The following is a 23,279-nucleotide window of genomic DNA, read 5'->3' on the forward strand; positions in this document are numbered from 1 at the left end:
TCATTATTTTTGTACTTTCGTAATTGGGGCAAAACTTGCTAATAACCGCTTTACCCCCTGACTTGGAAAGGCAATATCTAATTCCATATCATTGCCACTACCGTTAACTTTGACCACTGTTCCTCGACCCCACTTTTTGTGCTCAACTTTATCGCCAGTTTTCCAGCCAACTTTATCGGCTCCAGTTCCGGTGTTAGTAATTGGTTTAACCCGCTTGCCAGCACTGCGATATGTCCGTTTTTGCTGATCACGGTAGGTAGTAGCGGTCGCGGCAGCACGATCAAATGGTAGTTTACTATCTTTAATGCTATTACCTGATAGGCTATTTTCAAACTGTAATAACTCAGAATCAATTTCTTCTACAAATCGTGATGGTTGGTTACGCTGAATACGACCATAAAGTAAACGTGAAAAGGCATTAGTAAGATAAAGCTTCTTCTTTGCCCGTGTAATTCCAACATAGGCTAAGCGACGTTCTTCTTCCAATTCATCATCTTCCATTAAAGCCCGCGATAATGGGAAAATCCCTTCTTCCATTCCCACAAGGAAAACAACTGGAAATTCAAGTCCCTTAGCTGCATGTAATGTCATTAAAGTTACAGCCGGTGCTTGTTCATCAACATCATCTTGATCTGAGACAAGGGCCAAATCAGCTAAAAAGTTAATAATTTTTTGCAAGTTAGGGTCATCATCGTCTTTATGCTGCTCATCATATTCTTGTGTAACCGACTTAAATTCATCAAGGTTTTCACGACGAGCTTGTGCTTCAAGACTTCGATCATCACTTAGCATCTTATTGTAACCACTTAACTCTAAAATCTGTTCAGTTAAATCAGTTAACGTGAGATATTCTGCCTGGTTAGTCAAGTTAGCCATTAATTGACCAAATTCATCAATTTTATTTCGTGTTCGTGCAGTAATCTCACTAGCAGTATCAACATTTTGAGCTGCTTTTAGTAGTGTCCAGCCATTTTCATTAGCAAAATTACGAAGATGTCCCACACTAGTTAAACCAATTCCTCGTTTGGGCGTATTGACAACTCGTTCAAAGCTCATTGAATCGGCAGGATTAACGATTAAAGTCAAATATGCTAAAATATCACGAATTTCACGCCGGTCATAGAATTTATGGCCACCAACCATCGTATAGGGAATACTACTCTTCAAGAAAGTTTCTTCAACCATCCGTGATTGCGCATTAGTCCGATAAAGGATCGCAAAGTCATTAAAGTGATACCCATGCTTTTCTTGTTCTTCTTTAATCTTCGAAACAATAAACTGCGCTTCATCGTGTTCGTTTTGCGCGCGGTAATATGAAATTTTGTCTCCTTGACCATTTTCTGTCCACAGATTCTTCTTTTTTCGATAAAGGTTATTAGCAATAACTTCATTCGCTGCATTTAAAATTGTTTGCGTTGACCGATAGTTTTGCTCAAGCATTACCGTCTTAGCTTGGGGATAATCATGTTCAAAATTCAAAATATTGTTCATATTAGCTCCACGCCAACCATAAATACTCTGATCTGCATCCCCTACCACACACAGATTTTGGTACTTTTGTGCTAATAAATTAACTAACCGGTATTGAGCATCATTTGTATCCTGGTACTCGTCAACATGGATGTAGTGGAACTTATCTTGATAAAATTCAAGCGTCTCTTGGTCACTTTCTAATAACTCAATGGTCTTCATGATCAAGTCATCAAAATCTAATGCTTGATTAGCTTCTAACTCCTGTTGGTAAAGCTTATAGGCACGCGCAACCATGTTTTCAAACATACTATTAGCTTCTTTGCTATAGTCATCTGGTGTCAACAAAGCATTTTTAGCATTAGAAATCGCGCTTAAGATACTGCGGGGATCAAATTTTTTAGTATCAATATTTAATTCTGCGCAAATCCGCTTCATTAACGTCCGTTGCTCGCTTGTATCAGCAATCGTAAAGGCGCGATTATAGCCAATTTTTTCAATATCACGACGGAGGATTCGAACACATAAGGCGTGAAAAGTCGATACCCAAATCTCATTAGCATTTTCACCAAGCAATTTACCGACCCGCTCTTTCATTTCGCGCGCAGCCTTGTTAGTAAAAGTAATCGCTAAAATATTCCATGGTAATACACCATTTTCTTCAATTAAGTAAGCAACCCGGTGTGTAAGAACCCGTGTCTTTCCTGATCCAGCACCGGCCATTACTAATAATGGTCCCTCTGTAGTTAATACTGCTTCGGATTGCTTATCATTCATTCCTTCTAATAATGCTTGCCCGTTATTCACGCTGTTCCATCCTCTCTAAATTTTCATCGGCTAATATTATACCAAATTAGGATCTCATTTGGTGCTAAAATCGAACATATGTTAGGAAAAATAAAGAGACTGCGATTTCATCCCCAGTCCCTCGTAATCTTGTACGCTTAATTTATAATTTCGTGATCAAGCTTGGTCGTTCCAAACTTCGGTATCGTCAACTTGATTCTTTAAAGCTGCTAAGTTATCGCCGCCAGTTACCCAGACAAAGCCGAGAATTGCTTGATCGTCATCCCCAACATCATTAAAGAATCTAAATTGCCAGTTATTCTTCAGCAACCATTGCCGTTGAATTGCCCGTGATTGATAATTGCGAACGACCATCAGCAAACCAATTTGTAATGGTGTAATAACGTGTAGGGGCATTCCAACAGCACTTCTTAATTGTTCTTCATACTGATCAACATTTGCTGTGACATCATAAATATTAGCAATTGACGTTAACCCTGGTTCAATATTCTTTACATAAAGGGTACCAGTAGAAGTAACATAAAAGTTAACCGAAAATACACCCCGATATTCAAGAGATGCCGCAACACTTTTTACAATCCGCTGCATCTCTTTTAACATATCATCGTGAATATTTGCTGGTGTCGCAACAGAAATCAACTGGCGCTTGTCATTGTAATGAAGCTGAGCAAGAGGAAAAATCTCTGTATCTTTTCCATCAGTTGCCGCCGTCATAGTATATTCATTTGTATGTTCAATCCACGATTCTAGTAAATATGTACCAGTATCAATAAAATCAGCGGCTCGAGTAATATCAGATTGACGCTCAATCAGCATTGAATTTTCCCCAATTCCTCGTTGAATGGGTTTTAACAGCGCAGGATAGCCAATGGAATCAATTGATTGGTAAACATCATCTAAACTAACCACCGTCACATATGGAGCAATATTAATATTTACTTGATCTAAGAAAGCACGTTCCATTAACCGATCTTGAACAATTTCAAGAGCATTAATCCCCTGGGGAATTACCGCATATTGACTCAAAAAGTGCAGGACACGAGAATCAACATTAGGGGTTTGATAAAGAATTGCATCACATGCTTCTCCAAACTGAGTTAGTTTTGTGCGATCGTTCATTGCTCCTACAATTGTAAAGTCAGCCATTTTAGTTACTGACGGCTGAGAACGATCCACATACACACCAACATTAAAGCCTGCCTTCTTCGCTGTCGCAATAAGTGCTGCTCCATTGCGATTAATTCCAATAATTCCTAAAGTACTACCTGGGTAAATAGCATCTCTGCCCATTTTATCACTTCCCTTATTAGTCTTTTACGAATTCAACTTTATTATCACTCAATGATTGAATTCGTGCCAATGATTCGACACGAATTCCACGTTCTTTTAGTTCACCAGCTCCAGGTTGAAAACTTTTTTCAATCACGATTCCTGCACCAGCTACTTGAACCCCTGCTTGATCAGCAATTTCTAATAATCCCTCTACTGCTTGACCATTAGCCAAGAAATCATCAATCATTAAAATCTTATCATTAGCATCTACATACTTTTTAGAAATTGAAATCCGATTGGTTGTTTTCTTAGTATATGAATATACGTCAGCAGTATACATATTTTGGTTAAGCGTAAGACTCTTATGCTTACGAGCAAAAATAACTGGGAGATTCATTTCCAACCCGGTCATTACAGCTGGAGCAATTCCGGATGATTCGACTGTCCAAATTTTAGTAATACCTTCATTAGCGAAAAGCTTGGCAAATTCTTGCCCGATATGCAACATTAATTGAGGATCAACTTGATGGTTTAAAAAGGCATCTACTTTTAAAACATTACCTGGTAAAACAGTCCCGTATTCCTTAATCTTTTCTTCTAATTCTTTCATTTTTGTCCCCCTCTATATTACTTATCATAAGTATATAACTTATACGCCTTAATCACCGAAATTAATTTTTGTGCATAATCAGGATCAGTCGCATAACCTGCTTCTTGTAATCCCCGAGCTGCTTCTTGATAATTAGTCGCATGGACAACTCGGTCATAATTTTGTTGATTGGTGTCTGTCCCATTTAACATCAATCGCGTATGGTCTTTAATCGAATCACTCCAACTATCATAAACGCGGAATCGTCCCTTAGTAACGATCCACTTACCATTAATATATTCTTTAGTTGTCATTACTCGTGAATTTGTTCCCGTTCCCTTAATTCCAAATAAATTATGGTATTGTGACGCTAACTGACTTGTTCCCCATTGAGATTCAAGAATCGCTTGGGCAATCGTAATTGATGCATAAACATGATAGGTATTTTGCATTGCCTGGGCTTCAGGAGCAACTTGCTGAATAAATAATTGCTTCGCTCGGCGATCCTTTTCACGTGCCTCTTGTTCAATTCGTTGCTGATTCCAGATTCGGTAAAAATGGTGCCCAACGTAAACACCCAAAAAAATAACAATAACAGCAAGAATGCTAATAATCCAATTTCTACCCGTATGGCGGTTTTTGTTTCTCCGCTTCCGTTTTGCCACAAGCTTAGCCTCCTCTTTTCTACTAGTTATTAATTGTAGCAAAATCCATCTCGTTTGGGTTAATTTATCGTAATATTTTTAGAAGAAGTTAAAAAAGCACAACTGAAAAATTCTTTTCCAGTTGCGCTTGATGCTACTAGCCTTAAATATTAATGGAATTGCATTCCACCATCAACAATAATTGTTTGTCCAGTAACGTAATTTGAATCAGGACCAGCTAAGAAACTTACTACATTAGCAACGTCCTCTGGTTCAGAAAGACGCTTCATTGCAATGTTCTTGGCAAAAGTTTCCATTCCCCATTCATCACTCTTACCAGCATTTTGACCAACTTGATGTGCAATATCATACATCATCGGCGTCTTAACAATTCCTGGTGCAAAAGCATTTACCGTAATATCTTCAGTTGCCAAATCTTGAGCTACTACCTGCGTAATGCCTCGAATAGCAAATTTTGTTCCGGAATAAAGGGCAAGGTTAGGATTACCAACAACACCAGCTTGAGATGTAGCATTGATAATCTTACCACCATGACCAAGCTCCTTAAATGCCTTGTGGGCAGCTTGAATTCCCCATAAAACTCCGGCAACATTTACGCCATATACTTTTTCAAATTGTTCTGGTGTAATTGAATCGATTGGAGTCGTAGGACCTAATCCAGCATTATTAACGATTACATTAAGATCTCCAAAATGTTCAACAGTTTTCTTAACAGCTGCAAACACTTCTTCTCTATTTGCTACATCGGCTACAAGTGGTAATGCTTCTCCACCATTATTATTAATTTCATCAGCAACTTGTTGGAGCTTTGCCTCATTTAATGCTACAAGAGCAACCGCAAAACCATCCTTAACCAATCTTTCTACAATTGCTTTACCAATTCCTTGGCTTGCTCCAGTTACTAATGCTACCTTCTTAGTCATTAGTAATCCCTCCTTTATATTAATTATCATTTATTATATCGTATATTAAATTCTCTTTAAATATAAAAAGACATCAGCAAAATACTGATGTCTTTGGAAGCGATAATCGAAATATTAACGCTTACTGAATTGAGCAGCCTTACGAGCTTTCTTAAGACCTGGCTTACGACGTTCCTTCATACGAGGGTCACGAGTTAAGAGACCAGCCTTCTTTAAAGCGTCACGGAAGTCTGGATCAACAGCGAGAAGTGCACGGGCGATACCGTGACGTACTGCACCTGCTTGACCAGAGAATCCACCACCATTAACGTTAGCTAAAACGTCGTATTGACCTTCTGTTTTAGTAACAGCAAATGGTTGGTTAACGATAGCACGTAAGTTGGCAAATGGAATGTAGTCTTCAATTGCCTTGCCGTTCATCGTAATCTTACCTGAACCTGGTACTAAGCGAACACGTGCGGTTGCATCCTTACGCCGACCAGTACCACTGTATTGTACTTGTTGAGCCAATTCCATTCCCTCCTTAGATTAAGTTAGTAATGTCTAAAACTTCTGGGTTTTGTGCAGCATGTTTGTGGTCTTCACCAGCATAAACATGTAACTTCAAACCTTGCTTGTGACCAAGAGAGTTGTGTGGAAGCATACCCTTGATAGCAGTTTCCAATAACTTCTCTGGTTCCTTTGCAAGGAAGTCACCAGCAGTCCGTTGCTTCAAACCACCAGGGTAGTTTGAGTGACGGTAGTACATCTTTTGAGATGCTTTCTTACCAGTTAACTTAACTTGCGCAGCGTTGATAACGATAACGTAATCACCAGTATCAACGTGTGGAGTAAATGTTGGTTTGTTCTTACCGCGCAAAATTGATGCTACTGCAGATGCTAAACGACCCATTGGGACATTCTTAGCATCGACAACGTACCATTTGCGTTCAACTTCACCAGGTTTTGCGATGTATGTCGTTCTCACGATTAAGTCCTCCAATTTTGTTTTTCTTTTACATATAATAGTGTACCGAGTTATTAGATGGAAAAGAAATACCAATGGCTAGTATACCTTCTTCTAGTACTTTCGTCAATCCTTTTCATCATTTGTTCCATAATCTACATTAACTAAATATAAACCACTCGCTGGAGCCGTCATCCGTGCTAATGTCCGATCCTTTGCTTCAAGGACTCGCGACACGTCATCTACTGGCCGCTGATTGCTCCCGATTTCTAAGAGAAAAGCGACCATTATGCGGACTTGATTATAGAGAAAACCATTACCAGTAAAATCAAAGACAACCTCATTTCTTAGTTTGTCTCGTCTAATTGTGATATTCTCAATCGTCCGAACATTGCTTTTTGCTTGACTCCCCGATGCAACAAAACTTGTAAAGTCATGAGTTCCAACCAAATCATTAGCTGCTTTTCTCATCTTTTCTAAGTTAAGGGGATATTTAAAATGAGAAGTATAGTTGCGTTTGAATGGGTTCACAAATTCTCCCTGATCAACTCGATAACGATAAGTTTTACGATGAGCACTGTATCGCGCATGGAAATCATTATCCACTAATTCGGCCTTCTTAATTAAAATATCCAGTGGCAAAATACTGTTGAGAGCCTTTCGCATAGATTCATTACTTAAATGATAGGGAATATCAAAGTGCGCAACTTGATTAAGCGCATGAACTCCAGCGTCTGTCCTTCCTGAACCAATAACAGGAATAGCTGGAGTTGGATGCTTAGCAATTTTATTTACTGCATTCTTTAATGTTTGTTCTACAGTTCGCTTATTTGGTTGAATCTGGAACCCAGAAAAATTAGTTCCATCATAAGCAAAGGTTATTTTATAACGATACATTGTTTACTCCCTTATTGATTTAGAAAAATATTCGAATACAAACTAGACCACCTGTTACAATTAATAGTCCCAAGCCAGCCCAAGCATCATTTTTGTGCCAAACTAACTGCCGATAATGAGTCCGTGGTGCATTAGGATCATACCCTCTTGCTTCCATGGCTGTTGCTAATTCTTCTGCTCGCTTAAACGAGTTGACAAATAATGGGATAAGAATCGGAACTAAATGTTTAATCCGTGTCAAAAGAGTTCCAGTGTTAAAATTAATCCCGCGAGCCCGCTGAGCTTTCATAATTTTATTAGTTTCATCCATAATAGTTGGAACAAAGCGCAATGCAATGGAAATCATTAACGTAATCTGATTGACAGGAACTTTAATTACTTGTAATGGTTTCATCAACCATGCCAAGGCATCTGCTATTTGAAAGGTTTGGGTAGTGGCAGTTAAGACAGTTGAAGCGGTGATAATCACAATAAAACGATAAAAAATAATTAATGAATTAATAAGACCGTCACGAGTTATTGCCATAATTCCCCAATGCCAATACATCTTTCCGCCACTACTAAATAAAATTTGAAACGCTACTGTTATCAAAATAATTAAAAACAACGGCTTAATTCCCTGCCAATATTGCCTTAAACCAACATTACTTAACTTAATTGCCATAAGGAGCGCTAATAAAAGCCACATAGCAGCTAAAAAATTATTCACGAAGAAAATTAAAATAACATAAATAATACACATGATTAATTTTATTCGTGGATCAAGACGATGGAGGATCGATTTTACTGGTACATAACTACCAAATACGATTTTACTATTCATTTTCTTTTTCTCCCCATCGCTTCTGCTATTTCGTCTGCTAACACATCAAGCGTAAGCGGTTCAGTATTTTTTAAAGTTATCCCATCTTTACTAAGGCATTGCGCAACCTCGACGGAAACAGGCAGAGTCAATGATAGTTTTTTTAATCGTTGAGGATCCCTAAATAATTGCTGAGGAGTAGTATCCATAACAACCTGCCCATTGCTCATTGCAATTACATGGTTAGCATAATAGGCTACCTGCTCCATTTGGTGAGTAACCATTATAATCGTTGTTCCCTTCTCGTTAAGATCTTTAATAAGTTTAAGTAAATCATTAGTTGCTTGAGTATCCAGTCCCGCTGTTGGTTCATCAAGAATTAAAATTTGGGGATCCATTGCTAAAACGCCAGCAATCGCTACTCGCCTCATTTGTCCTCCAGAAAGTGCAAAAGGGGAGTGTGACCTTAATTCTAAAGGTAAATTCACCATTTTTAATGCTTCGTCAACTGCTTTTTCAATTCTCTTTGTAGACCATCCTAAATTATGAGGCCCAAAAGCAATATCTTCGGCAACCGTTTCTGCAAATAATTGCTGTTCAGGAAATTGGAATACAAAGCCGACTTGATGATGAATCCTATTTAAATTTTCAGCTCTGGTCGTGGCATTAATTTCTAGACCTGCTACATTAAGTTCCCCACTACTGGGCTTTATTAATCCATCAATTAATGAAACCAATGTCGACTTTCCACTTCCGGTTTGTCCAATAATAGCAACAAATTCTTGCTTCTTAATTGTTAATGAAACATTATGTAAGGCTTCATTAGTAGAATTAGGATATGTATAGTGAAGTTTTTTTACTGTAATTGCTGCTTTAGCCAATTTTTTAGCTCCTCTAAATTTAAATATCTATTTGGAACATCAATTCCTCGTTCAACCAATAATTTCTGCAGTTGCTGGCTTGCGGGAATTCCTACTCCAATTTCAAGTAATAATTCTTTATCTTTAAGAATTTCCGATGGAGCACCTTGTTTTACAACTTGCGCATCATTTAATACAACTATTTTATCTGCTAATTCAATTTCTTGAGGATCATGTGTAATTGAAATAATTGAAAGATTATATTCTTTTTTTAATTTTTGTAATAAAGTCAAAATTTCTTGTCGTGCTAAAGGATCAAGCATACTAGTAGCCTCATCAAGGATTATTATCTTAGGCATTAATGCAAGGATTCCTGCAAGTGCTACCCGTTGCTTTTGTCCTCCAGAAAGATTAATAGGGGCTGTATTTTTATAATCACTCATTCCTACCATCTTTAAAGCTTTATCAATCTTTTCCTCCATTTTATTTCGATCTACTTGTCGGTTTTCAAGTCCGAATGCAACATCATCAGCAACGGTTGCTCCTACAAATTGATTTTCAGGGTTTTGAAAAACGAATCCTATTTGCTGGTGAATCTTACCTATAGAGCTTTCGTTAACTTGCATTCCGTCAACTTCAATCGATCCCGCAGTAGGACTGAGTAATCCATCAATTAATCGGGCTAATGTACTTTTTCCACTACCATTATGACCAATAATCGCTGTCCAAGAAACTGGTTCAAAATCCAGATTGATATTTTTTAAAACGGGGTATTTACTGTCTGGATATGTAAATACAAGTTTTCGAATCTTTATTCCAGTCACAGTATTTCCTCTTTTCAATATTAGTTAATAAGTATATTTTAGCAAAGTCCACAGAATTATCTATCAAAATTAAATTTAAAATAAAAAATCACTTACCATTGAAGTGCACGAGGGTTTCCCGCATTCAAGCTAGACTAGGGTTTCCCCACCATCGTAACGCTCTATACTATCAATGATAGTGATTCTTTATTACGTATTTAGTTTATGTGAACAGATCAATTAGTCCACTAATTCAAGAATAACCATTGGTGCACCGTCACCACGACGAGGCATAGTCTTCAAGATGCGTGTGTAACCACCGTTACGATCTGCATACTTTGGAGCAAGTTCTTCAAAAAGGTTTTGAAGAGCAGATTGTACACGAATATCATCGCCATCTTCCTTAACATCAGCAACAACATTACGTATAAAAGCGGCAGCCTTACGACGAGAAGCTAAATCACCATGCTTAGCAAGTGTAATCATCTTATCAGCGGTCTTACGAACTTCCTTAGCACGTGCTTCAGTAGTAGTAATACGACCATTAACGATTAAATCTGTAGTTAAATCACGTAATAAAGCCTTACGTTGTGAACTTGTACGTCCTAATTTACGGTAACTCATAAAGTGGTTCCCTCCTTTGCAATTGGTATACTAATTAGTCGTCTTGGCGAAATGAAACACCAAGATCATTTAATTTAAGTTTAATTTCTTCTAACGACTTTTGTCCTAAGTTTCGAACCTTCATCATATCAGACACTGTTCTATCAGTTAATTCCTTAACAGTATTAATACCAGCTCGCTTCAAACAATTGTAAGAACGTACAGAGAGATCAAGCTCTTCAATAGTCATTTCAAGCATCTTCTCTTTGTGTGTTTCTTCTTTTTCAACCATCACTTGAGCATTTTGAGCCGTTTCTGTTAAATCAACGAACATAGCTAAGTGTTCAGTCAAAATCTTCGCACCTAGACTAACTGCTTCAGTTGGTGTTAATGAACCATCAGTCCAAACATCCAGCGTCAACTTATCATAATCGTTACGCTGACCAACCCGTGCATTTTCAACAGTGTAATTTACACGTTCAATTGGGGTATAGATGGAATCAATCGGTAAAACACCAATTGCTAAATCATCCATCCGGGCCTTATTATCGTTAGCAGAAAGGTAACCGCGACCCTTATCAGCAGTTAACTTGATGTGTAATTCTGCGCCATCAGCAACAGTTGCAATATGCAGATCAGGATTTAAGATTGTAACTTCATTATCACCCTGGATATCACTTGCAGTTACTTCAGCAGGTCCTTTAACATCTAATTCAAGATTCTTTTGATCCTCAGAATCAAGCTTTAAAGAAACTTTCTTAAGATTTAGGATAATCTGCGTAACATCCTCAGTTACACCTTCAACAGTGCTAAATTCATGTAAAACACCATCAATTTGCATACTCGTAATCGCTGCACCTGGCAAAGATGCAATTAATACACGCCTTAACGAGTTACCGAGAGTGGTTCCATAACCGCGCTCAAGTGGTTCTACGACAAACTTACCGTAGTTATCTGTTTCTTCAACTTTGTGAATATTTGGCTTTTCAAATTCGATCATTCTATCCTTGTACCCCTTTCAAAACGTGGTTCGTATTTGAGACAAAAAGGCAATTGATGGAAATAATTGTCTCCAGCAATGTCAATTAAACACGACGACGCTTTGGAGGACGAGAACCATTGTGAGGAACAGGCGTTACATCACGAATAGCAGTAACTTCCAATCCAGTTGCTTGAAGTGCACGGATAGCAGCTTCACGACCTGAACCTGGACCCTTAACTTCAACTTCAACAGTCTTCATACCATGTTCCATAGCTTGCTTAGCAGCAGCTTCTGAAGCCATTTGAGCAGCAAATGGAGTGGACTTCCGACTTCCCTTAAAGCCTAAAACACCAGCTGAGGACCATGCTACAGCGTTACCTTGAACGTCAGTAATCATGATCAAAGTGTTGTTAAATGTTGAGTGAATGTGCGCAACACCAGTTTCAACATTCTTTTTTGCACGACGCTTACGCGTACCTTTTTTGGTTGCCATATCTAGTACTAACCTCCTTTTTTATAAAGTTAAATTACTTCTTCTTATTAGCGATAGCTACAGCCTTACCCTTACGAGTACGAGCATTGTTCTTAGTATGTTGACCACGAACCGGTAGGCCACGACGGTGACGCATACCACGGTATGATCCAATTTCTTGAAGACGCTTGATGTTCATTGAAACTTCACGCCGTAAATCACCTTCAACTTGAATTTGATCTACTTGTGCACGAATCTTTTCTTCTTGATCTGGAGTCAAATCACGAACACGGATATCTTCTGATACACCAGCATTTTCAAGAATCTTCTTAGCAGTAGAATCACCAATACCAAAAATATATGTTAAGCCGATTACGATTCGCTTGTCACGAGGTAAATCGACACCTGCAATACGAGCCATGAGCTACACCTCCATTTCTCTATAAAATAAATTACTTACCTTGACGTTGCTTATGCTTTGGGTTAGCAGAGCAAATAACCATAACACGACCATTACGCTTAACGATCTTGCAGTGCTCACACATCTTTTTAACAGATGGTCTTACTTTCATTCTAAAATCCTCCTAGTTGAGAGTAAATGATCAATAACTACTTGAACCGGAAAGTAATCCGACCCTTTGTAAGATCATATGGAGACATTTCTACTTTAACACGGTCTCCTGGTAAAATTTTAATGTAGTGCATCCGAATTTTGCCAGAAACATGTGCTAAAATTTCTGCTCCATTTTCCAATTCAACTTTAAACATTGCATTAGGCAAAGTTTCAGTTACTTTACCTTCTACTTCAATTACATCGGCTTTTGCCACGAAATAGTACCTCCTTACCTATTCTAGATATTACGTAAAAATGGTGGAAAGTATAAAACTTCCCACTACTCAGATAGATAAACCTTGCATAGTTTAGCATATGTTTATAAACTTCGCAAGAGATAACTATTATCTAGTTTAGGTTTGTTAATACTTTCTTGATATCTTCGTAAACTTTATCGATATCTTGTTCACCATTAATTTCGTGCAAAACACCTTTCTTTTGGTAATAGTCTACCAGTGGTGTGTTCAACTTAATATTAACATCTAGACGATTCTTAACCGTTTCAGGCTTATCATCATCACGCTGATAAAATTCATGATGACCACAAACGTCACATGTGCCTTCAACTTTAGGAGCATTATAAAGTTTATGATACGTTGCTCCACAGTTACGACAAATAAAACGTCCACTTAAACGTTCTACCAATACATCCGGTTCAACGTGAATATTGATCACAGCATCAAGATGCCGATTACTCTCTGCTAACATCTCATCCAAAGCTGCTGCTTGGTTAAGATTACGAGGAAATCCATCCAGCATAAAGCCATCTTTAGTATCATCTTGAGCTAACCGTTCCTTAACGATACCGTTAGTAACTTCGTCCGGAACAAGTTCACCTTTATCAATATATTTCTTAGCTTCAATTCCCATGGGAGTTTCATTCTTCATGGCTGCCCGAAAAATATCTCCAGTTGAGATATGAGGAATCGGAAAATCTTCAACGATCTTTTGAGCTTGAGTACCTTTACCGGCACCTGGAAGACCCATTAATACAAGATTCATACTCATTATTCATTTCCTCCTTTAGGTTCTCGAATAAATCCAATATATTCGCGCTTCATTGTTAGTCCGTTTAACTGTCGAACAACATCTAAAGCAATTTGTACGATAATCAGTAAGCTTGTACCACCTAAACCAATTGACTGACTTAGGTTCCATACGTTACTTGCAATTAACGGAATTAAGGAGATTAATCCTAAGAATAATGAACCTACTGTACTCAATCGCATTAACAATGAAGAAATATAGTCTTGGGTGCCCTTTCCAGGACGTACTCCAGAAATATAACTTCCTTGCTTTTGTAAATTTTCAGCAAGTTTTTCTGGGTTAACCTGAACAAAGGCATAGAAAAAGGTAAATACAACAATCAAAAATACATACAGTGCGATCCCAGGACCAGATTGCATGTTAAAAATGGTCGTCATGATTTGATACCAACTATCCCCACCATGGTTTTGCTGGAAAGCCATAAGAATAGTTTGTGGGGTTGAGATAAAAGAACCAGCAAAAATAACAGGAATAACACCTGATACGTTAATCTTCAAGGGAAGATAACTACTGGATGGTGAAGTAGTGGTCCGTCTTGTGTATTGAATTGGTAGACGTCTTTCCGCCTGTTGGACCCATGTAACAAACGCTACAATAATTAAAATTGCAACAATAACAAGAGTAACAAATCCAATTCCCATCCACAAAGCAGAACCAGATTCACCAGCAATTTGGTCATCCCATAACTGACGAATTCCACCTGGCATTTGCGCAACAATACCAGCAAAAATTAACATGGAAACACCATTACCTAAACCACGTTCAGTAATCATGTCTCCCATCCAAGTAGCAAACATTGTACCTGCAGTTAAAATTAAACCGATTGTTAAATACGTTTGAACACCAGGGTGATTAACCAAACGAATAGTACTCAATGCATTAAACCCGGCGGTAATACCGATTGATTGAATAAATCCAAGTACAATCGTTAACCATCGGGTTGCTTGATTAAGTTTTCGCCGTCCTACTTCTCCTTGTTTACTCCATTCAACAAAACGCGGAACAATATCCATTTGTAATAGTTGAACAACAATTTGCGCAGTAATATATGGAGACACTCCCATTGCAAATAAAGAGTAATTCTCCAATCCACCACCACTAAAGGTATTGAGGATTGATGCTAAACCGGTTGAGGAGATTTCCTGCAAAGCAGCAGCGTTAACTCCAGGAACGGTAATCGCTGCCCCAATCCGATAGACAATCAATACAAACAATGTAAAGAAAATCTTTTTACGGATATCTTTTACCTTGAATGCATTTTTGACGGCTGTGAACAAACTACATCACCTCAGTTTTACCACCGGCAGCTTCAATTGCAGAAACTGCAGAAGCAGAAAACTTATTAGCCTTAACAGTTAATTTCTTTTCAAGCTTACCGCTACCAAGAATCTTGATGCCGCTCTTCAAGTTCTTAACTAAGCCACTTTCCATCAATAATTGTGGAGTAACTTCAGTACCATCATCAAACTTATTTAATGATGCCAAGTTAACAATTGCGTATTCTTTCCGGTTAATGTTGGTAAATCCACGCTTTGGAATTTGCCGGTAAAGTGGCATTTGACCCCCTTCAAATCCTAAACGGGTCTTTCCATGAGCCTTTTGCCCTTTAGTACCACGTCCAGATGTAAAACCGTGTCCTGATGAAAGTCCACGACCTTTACGAAGACGCTTAGAACGAGAACCAGCAGCTGGCTTCAATTCGTTTAACTTCATTAGTAGGCACCTCCTTATTATTTAATTTTAATTACTTAACTTCTTCAACAGAAACCAAGTGAGCGATCTTAAAAATTTGACCGCGTGTTGCCGCATTATCTGGTAAGATAACTGAGCTATTAATCTTACCTAATCCCAATGCCTTAACAGTACGACGTTGAGTAGGTTGTCGGTGGGCAACACTGTGAATTAAGGTAACTTTTACTTGAGCCATAATTTAGTGCCCTCCTTATTCTGCTAAGTGGTCTACTGAAACACCACGTAACTTTGCAACTTCTTCAGCGTTCTTTAATTGCTTCAAGCCTTCAAACGTTGCACGAACAACGTTAACAGGTGTGTTAGAGCCAAGACGTTTAGAAGTAACGTCCGCAACACCGGCAAGGTCCATAACATTACGAACCGCACCCCCGGCAGCAACTCCAGAACCTTCAACAGCTGGCTTTAACATGATCTTTCCACCGCCGTATACACCAATAACTTCGTGTGGAATAGTAGTTCCAACGATAGGAACAGTAATCAAGTTCTTTTCAGCAGCTGCTTGAGCTTTACGAATAGCTTCTGGAACTTCTTGAGCCTTACCAGTACCAAAACCAACATGACCTTTACGGTCACCAACAATTACTAAAGCAGCGAAACGCATACGACGTCCACCCTTTACAACCTTAGTAATTCGGTTGATGGCTACAACTTGATCGTCTAAATCCAACTTTGCTGGATCAATGAATTCTGATGATGCCATTGCAGGTTATTCCTCCTTTTTTTAGAATTTAAGTCCGTTTTCACGAGCAGCTTCAGCCAAAGCTTGAACACGTCCATGGTAAAGGTATCCACCACGATCAAACACAACTTCAGTAATGTTCTTTTCATTAGCGCGTTTAGCAATTAATGCTCCTACACCACTAGCTTGTTCAGTCTTAGTCTTTCCACTTACTTCACTATCATTTGTGGAGGCACTTGCGAGCGTCACACCCTTTACGTCATCAATTAATTGAGCGTAAATGTTTTTGTTTGAACGGTAAACACTTAAGCGTGGGCGCTCCGCAGTACCAGAAATTTTACCGCGAACGCGCAAATGACGACGTTGACGGATCTTGTTCTTGTCTGGTTTAGAAATCACAACAGTCACCTCTTATTATATTAATTCTATTAAATAAAAGAATGTTAAATAATCTTTTCAGATTACTTACCAGTCTTACCTTCCTTACGGATAATATGTTCGTTTTCGTAACGAATACCCTTACCTTTGTATGGTTCAGGTGAACGTACAGCACGAACTTCAGCAGCAAAATTTCCAAGGTGTTCCTTGTTAATTGAGCTTAATTCGATAGTAGTATTGTCAGGTACATTAATTTCAACATCTTCTGGCTTATCCATTTCAACTGGGTTTGAGTAACCAACAGTTAAAATCAACTTGTTACCTTTGAGTTGAGCACGGTAACCAACACCAACAAGCTTAAGAACCTTCTTGTAACCATTAACAACACCTTCAACCATGTTGTTAACATTAGCACGAGTAGTTCCGTGCAACATCTTCAACTTATTAGTATCAGCATCACGATCAAACTTTACAACGTTACCATCAATAGTCATTTTGATTAATGGTGAAATTTCACGAGATAAAGTACCCTTAGGGCCTTTAACAGTAACTACATTACCATCTTGAGAAATTTCAACACCACTTGGCAAATCAATTTCTTTGTAACCAATACGACTCATCTTTGCACCTCCTATCTAATATTCGTTTTTTACCAAACGTAAGCGATAACTTCGCCACCAATTTTCTTGGCACGAGCAACTTTATCAGTAACAACACCTTCAGATGTTGAAATGATAGCAATACCTAATCCGTTAAGAACCTTAGGCACAGCATCTGACTTAACGTATGTACGTAAACCAGGCTTAGAAATACGCTTTAAGCCAGAAATAACACGTTGACCGTCATTACCGTACTTTAAGAACACACGGATGATGCCTTGCTTGTTATCATCAACGTATTCAACATCGCGAATGAAACCTTCGTTTTTTAAGATTTCAGCGATGTCCTTCTTCATCTTTGATGCAGGTGCTTCTACTGATTCGTGTTGAGCCATGTTAGCATTACGAATACGAGTTAAGAAATCTGCAATTGGATCACTCATAGACATCGATGTTTTCCTCCTTTTGTCGGTTTTTTTGTTTACCAGCTAGCCTTCTTCAAACCAGGAATTTGTCCTTTGTGGGCAAGTTCTCGTAAGCAAATCCGGCATAGGTGGAATTTACGGTAAACAGAGTGCGGACGTCCACAACGTGCACAACGCGTGTATTCACGACTTGAGAACTTAGCTGGACGGTTGCACTTAGCAATCATTGATTTTTTAGCCAATTTGTGGAACCTCCTTTATTTAGCAAACGGCATACCGAGTTGAGCAAGTAATTCGCGGGATTCTTCGTCAGTTTGTGCAGTTGTTACAATAACAACGTCTAAACCACGAACTCGGTTAACTTTATCATAATCAATTTCTGGGAAAATTAATTGTTCATGGATACCAAGAGTGTAGTTACCACGACCATCAAATGCCTTGTTACTTACACCATGGAAATCACGAACCCGTGGCAATGCCACATTAACTAATTTGTCTAAGAAATCATACATACGTTCACCACGTAAGGTTACCTTAGCACCAATTGACATACCTTCACGAAGACGGAAACCAGCAATTGATTTCTTTGCCTTAGTAATTAAAGGTTTTTGTCCAGAAATCAATCCGAGTTCTTCAACAGCTTCGTCAAGATTCTTGGAGTTAGTAGTTGCATCACCAACACCCATGTTTAAAACGATTTTGTCAATCTTTGGTGCTTGCATAACTGAAGAGTAGTTAAACTTTTCAATTAGTGCTGGACGAATTTCATTTTCGTATTTAGCTTTCAAACGGTTTTCCATTAGAAGTTATTCCTCCCTTCCTTAAAAATTAGTCAAGTGTCTTACCTGACTTCTTCGCAACACGAACCTTCTTACCATCAACGAACTTGTAACCTACACGAGTTGGTTCATTTGTTGAAGGATCAATCAGCATTACGTTTGAAGCATTAATTGCAGCTTCTGTATCAATAACGCCACCATTAGGATTTGAGTTGCTTGGTTTTTGGTGTTTCTTAACAATATTTACACCTTCAACGATAACGCGGTTTTGAGAAGCAAGTACCTTTTTAATAGTACCTTCTTTGCCCTTATCCTTACCAGCGATTACGCGAACCTTATCACCTGTTTTAATGAACATGTTGATTGTGCACCTCCTTATTTTCGGTAAAATCTTTAGAGAACTTCTGGAGCTAATGAAACGATCTTCATGAAGTCGTCTCCACGAAGCTCACGAGCGATTGGGCCAAAAATACGGGTACCCTTAGGGCTCTTGTCGTTGTTAATTAAAACAGCGGCATTTTCATCAAACTTAATGTATGAACCATCCTTACGGTGAATACCATGTTTAGTCCGTACAACAACGGCCTTAACAACGTCACCCTTTTTGACAACGCCACCTGGTGTTGCCTGCTTTACAGTAGCAACAATGATGTCACCAATATTACCTGTTTTAACTCGGGAACCACCTAAAATCTTAATAACTAAGATTTCACGAGCACCGGAGTTATCAGCGACCTTCAACCGACTTTCTTGTTGAATCACGGTTAATGTCCTCCTTCCATTTACAAATAAGAATTAGAATACGAATAATTTTTAGAGTTATCTGCTAAATTAAAGGGTAGCAGCTTTTTCGACAATCTTTACAAGACGGAAACGCTTCTTGGCTGATAATGGCCGAGTTTCCATAATTTGTACAGTGTCGCCGGTCTTAGCTTCGTTGTTTTCATCGTGAGCATAGTACTTCTTTGAGTACTTAACACGCTTACCATAGATAGGTGCACTCTTGTAAGTATCAATTACAACAGTGATAGTCTTATCCATTTTATCAGAAACAACGTGGCCTTGGTAAACCTTACGTGCATTACGTTCTTCACTCATGCGCTAATCCTCCTTTTCGTATTCTTATTTGTTTAATTCTTGTTGACGAAGAACTGTCTTAACCCGTGCAATATCTTTGCGTACTTGCTTAAGACTTGCAGTATTTTCCAACTGGCCGGTTGCTAATTGGAAACGTAAGTTAAACAATTGTTCCTTCAGTTCCTTTTCACGGTCAAGTAGCTTATCAGTGGTTAATCCATTCAGTTCTTGTACATAATCTTTACTTTTCATTAGATTGTCCACCTACTTCCTCACGTTGTACGATCTTAGTGCGAACTGGCAACTTGTGACCGGCAAGACGTAAAGCTTCACGAGCGACTTCTTCAGAAACGCCCCCTACTTCAAACATTACCTTGCCACGTTTTACTGGAGCAACCCATCCTTCAGGAGCACCTTTACCGTTACCCATCCGGACCCCAACACCTTTACTAGTGTATGAGAGTTGTGGGAAGATTTTAATCCAAACTTTCCCACCACGCTTCATGTAACGCGTCATAGCGATACGAGCAGCTTCAATTTGACGATTGCTAATCCAATGTGAATCAAGAGCTTGTAAACCAAATTCACCAAAAGTAACAGTTTTACCACCCTTAGCTTCACCGCGCATATGACCACGTTGAACCTTACGGTGCTTTACACGTTTTGGTACTAACATGTGTTACTTCCCTCCTTGTTCATCATTGTTTGAGTTCTTCTTAGTAGGAAGTACTTCACCACGGTAAATCCAAGTCTTTACACCAAGAACACCGTATGTAGTGTTAGCTTCGTCCCAAGAATAATCGATATCAGCACGGAGTGTATGCAATGGAACCGTACCATCTGAGTATGATTCGATCCGTGACATATCTGCACCATTCAAACGACCAGCAACTTGAGTTTTAATACCTTTAGCCCCGGCACGCATAGCACGTTGCATAGCTCCACGCATAGCACGACGGAAAGCAATACGAGCTTCTAATTGCCGTGCAATACTCTCACCAACAAGGTGAGCATCTAAATCTGGCTTCTTAATTTCCACAATGTTAATGTGAACACGTTTACCAGTTAACTTGTTAAGTTCTTTACGAAGTGCTTCAACTTCTGAACCACCTTTACCAATAACCATTCCTGGCTTGGCAGTATGAATTGATACGTTTACGCGGTTAGCTGCACGTTCAATTTCAACGGTTGATACAGAGGCATCAGCAAGTCGCTTTTCAATATACTTACGGATTCGAAGGTCTTCGTTAAGGTAATCAGCAAAGTCCTTGTCAGCGTACCACTTTGCAGTCCAATCACGAATGACCCCAACACGAAAACCATTAGGATTGATCTTTTGACCCACTATTCATTCCTCCTATCGTTCTGTAACAACCACTGTAATATGACTAGTCCGCTTGTTAATTGGAGAAGCAGAACCCTTAGCACGAGGACGGAACCGTTTAAGAGTTGGTCCTTCGTTAGCAAAGGCTTCACTTACAACCAATGAAGCACGATCTAAGTCGAAATTGTTTTCAGCGTTTGCAACAGCAGATTTTAATACTTTTTCAACATCTGAAGCGGCACCACGAGGGGTGAACTTCAAAATAGCAAATGCTTCGGCAACACTCTTGCCACGAATGGCATCTAATACAAGACGAACCTTACGAGCAGAAACCCGTACCATCTTGGCAGTAGCCTTAGCTGACGTAATGTTTTCAGCCATATGTTATTTCACCCTCCTTACTTACCTGTCTTCTTGTCATCAGAAGCATGACCATGGAAAGTCCGAGTAGGAACAAATTCACCTAACTTGTGACCAACCATGTCTTCTTGTACGTAAACTGGCACGTGCTTCCGACCATCATATACTGCAAATGTGTAACCAATAAAACTTGGGAAAATGGTAGAACGACGTGACCATGTCTTGATGACAGTCTTCTTTTCAGAACCTTCTTGCTCCTTAACCTTCTTCAGTAATGAAGCATCAGCGAAAGGTCCTTTTTTCAAACTACGACCCATTTAGTGTACCTCCTCTCGGGTATTAGAACGTATATAAATATTAACGAGTATGTGGACCGCGCTTCCGACCACGAACAATGAACTTGTTTGAACGAGCTTTGTGTGAACGGGTCTTCTTACCAACGGTCTTCTTACCCCATGGAGAAAGAGGAGATGGTAAACCAACTGGTTGCTTACCTTCACCACCACCATGTGGGTGATCGTTAGGGTTCATAACAGAACCACGAACGTGTGGACGTTGACCAGCATAACGAGTACGACCAGCCTTACCTTTAATAATCAAGGCGTGTTCATCATTACCAACAGTACCGATAGTAGCACGGCAAGTAGCCAGGACCATACGAACTTCACCAGAAGAAAGACGTACTAATACGTATTTTTCTTCCTTACCAAGTAATTGAGCTGAGGCACCAGCTGAACGAGCAAGTTGACCACCCTTACCTGGTTTTAATTCAATATTGTGAATAACAGTACCAACTGGAATGTTCTTTAAAGGAAGAGCATTACCAACCTTGATATCAGCATCAGGACCAGATTGAACGGTCATACCAACCTTCAAGCCCTTAGGTGCGATGATGTATGATTTAGTACCATCAGCGTAAACAAGTAAAGCAATATTTGCAGTACGATTTGGATCGTATTCAATTGCCTTAACAGTTGCTGGAACATCATCTTTAATTCGCTTAAAGTCAATAATACGGTATTGACGCTTTGTACCACCACCACGGTGACGAACAGTAATGTGACCATAGCTGTTACGACCAGCAGTGTGCTTTAACGGAGCCAATAATGACTTTTCAGGTGTTGTCTTCGTGATTTCAGCGAAGTCGTAACCGTTCATGTTACGGCGACCGTTGGTGGTTGCTTTGTATTTACGAATTCCCACTGTTTTTTCCTCCTTTTTTAATGATTAGTTTTCGTTGTTGTCGTTAAACAACTTAATTTCATTTGAATCGGCAGATAAAGTAACAATAGCCTTACGACGACGCTTAGTGTATCCTTCGTAACGACCTTGGCGCTTTAACTTACCTTTTACATTCATAATGTTAACTTTTACAACTTTAACGCCAAAAATTTCTTCAACAGCATTTTTAACTTGTGTCTTAGTTGCTCGTAAATCAACATCAAAAGTGTAACGCTTGTTGTCCATACCAGCCATTGAAGCTTCAGTAACTACTGGACGTAAAATAATGTCGCGTGCTTCCATTATGCGAGCACCTCCTCTACTTGAGAAAGAGCTGACTTAGTGATAACAATCTTTTGGTTATCAACAACGTTCAAGATGTTAACACCTGCTGGAGTAACAACTGTAGCATTAGCTAAGTTACGTGCTGATAAAGCAGCATTCTTGTCGTCATCAGTAACAACAACTAATGTCTTTTCAGCAACGTTTAAGTTACCCATAACATCAGCGAATTCTTTTGTCTTTGGTGCATCAAAGTTTAATGCATCAACTACTACAAAGCTGTTATCAAGAACCTTTTGGGAAAGGGCAGACTTGATTGCAAGTTGACGAACCTTACGAGGAAGGCTGTACTTATATGAACGTGGAGTAGGTCCAAAAACAATACCACCACCACGGAATTGTGGAGACCGGATAGAACCTTGACGGGCACGACCAGTACCTTTTTGACGCCATGGCTTCTTACCACCACCGCTAACTGCAGAACGATTCTTTACAGCATGTGTACCTTGACGTAATGAAGCACGTTGACGCAAAATTGCATCAAATACAACATTTTCATTTGGTTCAACACCAAATACTGCATCGTTTAATTCAACCGTACCGTTTTGGCTACCATCTTGTTTATACAAATTAACGCTAGTCATTATTTACT

At 39.0% G+C, this 23,279-nt stretch carries 38 protein-coding genes; all 38 read right to left on the reverse strand.

Annotated elements, in window-relative coordinates; genetic code table 11:
- Positions 1-3: 3 nt before the first annotated feature.
- Positions 4-2,277 carry a DNA helicase PcrA gene (pcrA, locus tag LMB57_RS02820; protein ID WP_229271862.1) on the reverse strand — a complete coding sequence of 758 codons (2,274 nt, stop codon included), beginning with the start codon at positions 2,275-2,277 and terminating at the stop codon, positions 4-6.
- 156 nt (positions 2,278-2,433) lie between these two features.
- Positions 2,434-3,567: an ATP-grasp domain-containing protein gene (locus tag LMB57_RS02825; protein WP_229271863.1), complete on the reverse strand. Its 1,134-nt coding sequence runs from the start codon at positions 3,565-3,567 to the stop codon at positions 2,434-2,436.
- Positions 3,568-3,583: 16 nt separating this feature from the next.
- Positions 3,584-4,159 (reverse strand): xanthine phosphoribosyltransferase, encoded by a 576-nt coding sequence (locus LMB57_RS02830; RefSeq protein WP_003672669.1) that lies wholly within the window; start codon positions 4,157-4,159, stop codon positions 3,584-3,586.
- 17 nt (positions 4,160-4,176) lie between these two features.
- The gene (locus LMB57_RS02835) at positions 4,177-4,803 is read right to left on the reverse strand and encodes a glycoside hydrolase family 73 protein (protein WP_229271864.1); all 627 of its coding nucleotides are present in this window, start codon (positions 4,801-4,803) and stop codon (positions 4,177-4,179) included.
- A 149-nt stretch (positions 4,804-4,952) separates the two neighbouring features.
- Positions 4,953-5,726 carry a (S)-acetoin forming diacetyl reductase gene (locus LMB57_RS02840; protein ID WP_229271865.1) on the reverse strand — a complete coding sequence of 258 codons (774 nt, stop codon included), beginning with the start codon at positions 5,724-5,726 and terminating at the stop codon, positions 4,953-4,955.
- Between the two features lie 114 nt (positions 5,727-5,840).
- On the reverse strand, positions 5,841-6,242 hold the full coding sequence (gene rpsI, locus LMB57_RS02845) for a 30S ribosomal protein S9 (protein ID WP_003668771.1): 402 nt from the start codon (positions 6,240-6,242) through the stop codon (positions 5,841-5,843).
- A 7-nt stretch (positions 6,243-6,249) separates the two neighbouring features.
- The gene (gene rplM, locus LMB57_RS02850; protein ID WP_003672672.1) at positions 6,250-6,693 is read right to left on the reverse strand and encodes a 50S ribosomal protein L13; all 444 of its coding nucleotides are present in this window, start codon (positions 6,691-6,693) and stop codon (positions 6,250-6,252) included.
- Between the two features lie 105 nt (positions 6,694-6,798).
- Complete coding sequence (truA, locus tag LMB57_RS02855) at positions 6,799-7,569, reverse strand: tRNA pseudouridine(38-40) synthase TruA (RefSeq protein ID WP_229271866.1); 771 nt, start codon at positions 7,567-7,569, stop codon at positions 6,799-6,801.
- 19 nt (positions 7,570-7,588) lie between these two features.
- On the reverse strand, positions 7,589-8,392 hold the full coding sequence (locus LMB57_RS02860; protein ID WP_229271867.1) for an energy-coupling factor transporter transmembrane component T family protein: 804 nt from the start codon (positions 8,390-8,392) through the stop codon (positions 7,589-7,591).
- The gene (locus LMB57_RS02865) at positions 8,389-9,252 is read right to left on the reverse strand and encodes an energy-coupling factor transporter ATPase (protein WP_229271868.1); all 864 of its coding nucleotides are present in this window, start codon (positions 9,250-9,252) and stop codon (positions 8,389-8,391) included. The genes LMB57_RS02860 and LMB57_RS02865 overlap by 4 nt, the downstream gene beginning before the upstream one ends.
- Entirely contained in the window at positions 9,228-10,055 is an 828-nt protein-coding gene (locus tag LMB57_RS02870) for an energy-coupling factor transporter ATPase (RefSeq protein WP_229271869.1), read from the reverse strand. Before LMB57_RS02870 ends, LMB57_RS02865 begins: the two co-directional genes overlap by 25 nt.
- A gap of 219 nt (positions 10,056-10,274) precedes the next feature.
- A complete protein-coding gene (gene rplQ / locus LMB57_RS02875) occupies positions 10,275-10,658 on the reverse strand; it encodes a 50S ribosomal protein L17 (RefSeq protein ID WP_229271870.1) in 384 nt (127 codons plus the stop codon).
- A gap of 34 nt (positions 10,659-10,692) precedes the next feature.
- Positions 10,693-11,637, reverse strand: a complete 945-nt coding sequence (locus tag LMB57_RS02880; RefSeq protein WP_003664530.1) for a DNA-directed RNA polymerase subunit alpha — start codon at positions 11,635-11,637, stop codon at positions 10,693-10,695.
- Positions 11,638-11,722: 85 nt separating this feature from the next.
- Positions 11,723-12,112: a 30S ribosomal protein S11 gene (gene rpsK / locus LMB57_RS02885; RefSeq protein WP_003664532.1), complete on the reverse strand. Its 390-nt coding sequence runs from the start codon at positions 12,110-12,112 to the stop codon at positions 11,723-11,725.
- 34 nt (positions 12,113-12,146) lie between these two features.
- Positions 12,147-12,512 (reverse strand): 30S ribosomal protein S13, encoded by a 366-nt coding sequence (rpsM, locus tag LMB57_RS02890; RefSeq protein WP_003668778.1) that lies wholly within the window; start codon positions 12,510-12,512, stop codon positions 12,147-12,149.
- 31 nt (positions 12,513-12,543) lie between these two features.
- Entirely contained in the window at positions 12,544-12,663 is a 120-nt protein-coding gene (rpmJ, locus tag LMB57_RS02895) for a 50S ribosomal protein L36 (protein WP_003664535.1), read from the reverse strand.
- A 37-nt stretch (positions 12,664-12,700) separates the two neighbouring features.
- Positions 12,701-12,919: a translation initiation factor IF-1 gene (gene infA, locus LMB57_RS02900; protein WP_003664537.1), complete on the reverse strand. Its 219-nt coding sequence runs from the start codon at positions 12,917-12,919 to the stop codon at positions 12,701-12,703.
- 133 nt (positions 12,920-13,052) lie between these two features.
- Positions 13,053-13,712, reverse strand: a complete 660-nt coding sequence (locus LMB57_RS02905; protein WP_003664538.1) for an adenylate kinase — start codon at positions 13,710-13,712, stop codon at positions 13,053-13,055.
- A complete protein-coding gene (gene secY, locus LMB57_RS02910) occupies positions 13,712-15,028 on the reverse strand; it encodes a preprotein translocase subunit SecY (protein WP_229271871.1) in 1,317 nt (438 codons plus the stop codon). Before secY ends, LMB57_RS02905 begins: the two co-directional genes overlap by 1 nt.
- Before the next feature lies 1 nt (position 15,029).
- The gene (gene rplO / locus LMB57_RS02915; RefSeq protein ID WP_003664540.1) at positions 15,030-15,464 is read right to left on the reverse strand and encodes a 50S ribosomal protein L15; all 435 of its coding nucleotides are present in this window, start codon (positions 15,462-15,464) and stop codon (positions 15,030-15,032) included.
- A gap of 31 nt (positions 15,465-15,495) precedes the next feature.
- Positions 15,496-15,678: a 50S ribosomal protein L30 gene (gene rpmD, locus LMB57_RS02920; protein WP_003664541.1), complete on the reverse strand. Its 183-nt coding sequence runs from the start codon at positions 15,676-15,678 to the stop codon at positions 15,496-15,498.
- Between the two features lie 15 nt (positions 15,679-15,693).
- Positions 15,694-16,203, reverse strand: coding sequence for a 30S ribosomal protein S5 (rpsE, locus tag LMB57_RS02925; RefSeq protein ID WP_003664542.1), 510 nt, complete (start codon positions 16,201-16,203; stop codon positions 15,694-15,696).
- 21 nt (positions 16,204-16,224) lie between these two features.
- Complete coding sequence (gene rplR, locus LMB57_RS02930) at positions 16,225-16,581, reverse strand: 50S ribosomal protein L18 (protein ID WP_003664543.1); 357 nt, start codon at positions 16,579-16,581, stop codon at positions 16,225-16,227.
- Positions 16,582-16,643: 62 nt separating this feature from the next.
- Positions 16,644-17,180 carry a 50S ribosomal protein L6 gene (gene rplF, locus LMB57_RS02935; protein WP_078009227.1) on the reverse strand — a complete coding sequence of 179 codons (537 nt, stop codon included), beginning with the start codon at positions 17,178-17,180 and terminating at the stop codon, positions 16,644-16,646.
- Between the two features lie 29 nt (positions 17,181-17,209).
- On the reverse strand, positions 17,210-17,608 hold the full coding sequence (gene rpsH, locus LMB57_RS02940; protein ID WP_003664546.1) for a 30S ribosomal protein S8: 399 nt from the start codon (positions 17,606-17,608) through the stop codon (positions 17,210-17,212).
- Positions 17,609-17,640: 32 nt separating this feature from the next.
- Positions 17,641-17,826 (reverse strand): type Z 30S ribosomal protein S14, encoded by a 186-nt coding sequence (locus tag LMB57_RS02945; protein ID WP_003664547.1) that lies wholly within the window; start codon positions 17,824-17,826, stop codon positions 17,641-17,643.
- A 15-nt stretch (positions 17,827-17,841) separates the two neighbouring features.
- The gene (gene rplE, locus LMB57_RS02950; protein WP_003668784.1) at positions 17,842-18,384 is read right to left on the reverse strand and encodes a 50S ribosomal protein L5; all 543 of its coding nucleotides are present in this window, start codon (positions 18,382-18,384) and stop codon (positions 17,842-17,844) included.
- Positions 18,385-18,412: 28 nt separating this feature from the next.
- Entirely contained in the window at positions 18,413-18,721 is a 309-nt protein-coding gene (gene rplX / locus LMB57_RS02955; RefSeq protein ID WP_003664549.1) for a 50S ribosomal protein L24, read from the reverse strand.
- A 35-nt stretch (positions 18,722-18,756) separates the two neighbouring features.
- The gene (gene rplN / locus LMB57_RS02960; RefSeq protein ID WP_003664550.1) at positions 18,757-19,125 is read right to left on the reverse strand and encodes a 50S ribosomal protein L14; all 369 of its coding nucleotides are present in this window, start codon (positions 19,123-19,125) and stop codon (positions 18,757-18,759) included.
- 69 nt (positions 19,126-19,194) lie between these two features.
- Positions 19,195-19,461 (reverse strand): 30S ribosomal protein S17, encoded by a 267-nt coding sequence (gene rpsQ, locus LMB57_RS02965; RefSeq protein ID WP_003664551.1) that lies wholly within the window; start codon positions 19,459-19,461, stop codon positions 19,195-19,197.
- Between the two features lie 24 nt (positions 19,462-19,485).
- A complete protein-coding gene (gene rpmC, locus LMB57_RS02970; protein WP_003664552.1) occupies positions 19,486-19,692 on the reverse strand; it encodes a 50S ribosomal protein L29 in 207 nt (68 codons plus the stop codon).
- Positions 19,682-20,116, reverse strand: coding sequence for a 50S ribosomal protein L16 (gene rplP / locus LMB57_RS02975; protein WP_003664555.1), 435 nt, complete (start codon positions 20,114-20,116; stop codon positions 19,682-19,684). Before rplP ends, rpmC begins: the two co-directional genes overlap by 11 nt.
- A gap of 3 nt (positions 20,117-20,119) precedes the next feature.
- Positions 20,120-20,785 carry a 30S ribosomal protein S3 gene (rpsC, locus tag LMB57_RS02980; protein WP_003664556.1) on the reverse strand — a complete coding sequence of 222 codons (666 nt, stop codon included), beginning with the start codon at positions 20,783-20,785 and terminating at the stop codon, positions 20,120-20,122.
- 12 nt (positions 20,786-20,797) lie between these two features.
- Entirely contained in the window at positions 20,798-21,145 is a 348-nt protein-coding gene (gene rplV / locus LMB57_RS02985) for a 50S ribosomal protein L22 (RefSeq protein ID WP_003664558.1), read from the reverse strand.
- 17 nt (positions 21,146-21,162) lie between these two features.
- Entirely contained in the window at positions 21,163-21,441 is a 279-nt protein-coding gene (rpsS, locus tag LMB57_RS02990; RefSeq protein ID WP_003664560.1) for a 30S ribosomal protein S19, read from the reverse strand.
- 40 nt (positions 21,442-21,481) lie between these two features.
- Entirely contained in the window at positions 21,482-22,327 is an 846-nt protein-coding gene (gene rplB, locus LMB57_RS02995; RefSeq protein WP_003664563.1) for a 50S ribosomal protein L2, read from the reverse strand.
- Positions 22,328-22,351: 24 nt separating this feature from the next.
- On the reverse strand, positions 22,352-22,648 hold the full coding sequence (rplW, locus tag LMB57_RS03000; protein ID WP_003664564.1) for a 50S ribosomal protein L23: 297 nt from the start codon (positions 22,646-22,648) through the stop codon (positions 22,352-22,354).
- Positions 22,648-23,271: a 50S ribosomal protein L4 gene (gene rplD, locus LMB57_RS03005; protein ID WP_003664566.1), complete on the reverse strand. Its 624-nt coding sequence runs from the start codon at positions 23,269-23,271 to the stop codon at positions 22,648-22,650. Before rplD ends, rplW begins: the two co-directional genes overlap by 1 nt.
- Between the last annotated feature and the right edge of the window lie 8 nt (positions 23,272-23,279).

Source organism: Limosilactobacillus secundus (assembly GCF_020784695.1).
Taxonomy (GTDB): Bacteria; Bacillota; Bacilli; order Lactobacillales; family Lactobacillaceae; genus Limosilactobacillus; species Limosilactobacillus reuteri_F.